1 protein-coding gene is annotated in these 517 nt (G+C 38.7%); it reads right to left on the bottom strand.

What is annotated here, in order from left to right; all coding sequences use genetic code 11:
* Positions 1-222 precede the first annotated feature (222 nt).
* Positions 223-517, bottom strand: a 295-nt coding sequence (locus ACFINO_RS11640) for a hypothetical protein (RefSeq protein WP_375656014.1), incomplete at its 5' end; no start/stop codon positions are given.

Genomic DNA, 517 nt, shown 5'->3' with positions numbered 1-517 from the left:
GCGCAATTCCCCCGTGGCGTGAATCACGCTGGTGTTTAAAAGTTGGTTTGGTTGTTAGAGTTTGGATTTTATAGGCTGCATTATGTCTTCAGAAATTATGGTATCTACATAAGGCTCGTCTTTATACCCAGAGATAGTGATACAAAGTTCACCTAGATTGTGAGTATTTCTCACAACTAACTGTGCACACAAGGTAGGTTTAATTCCATATTTATACATGATTTATTTTTTCTCGTTTGTTGTGATACGGCTTTCTCCGCAGATCTCTGAATCTCCGTAAATTTTTGCGTCGCCATAAACTCTTGCATTGGGATAAACAATTGCATTTCCGTAAATCTGTGCGTTTTCAAAAATGCGACCACCACCATATACTCGGGCGTTATTATAAATTTTTGCATTGTCATAAATTTTTGAACCCCAAGTAACACAAGCATTATCATAGACCCAGCAATTGCCATCATGAGAGAGATTGCTTTCATTTTCTATAAAGCCCCCAAGGTCCCCAGCCTTAACATCA

Origin of the sequence: Bartonella sp. AA83SXKL (genome assembly GCF_042196965.1) — a bacterium.
In the GTDB taxonomy this organism is placed as follows: domain Bacteria; phylum Pseudomonadota; class Alphaproteobacteria; order Rhizobiales; family Rhizobiaceae; genus Bartonella.
This window is presented reverse-complemented; position numbering and strand designations above follow the sequence as displayed.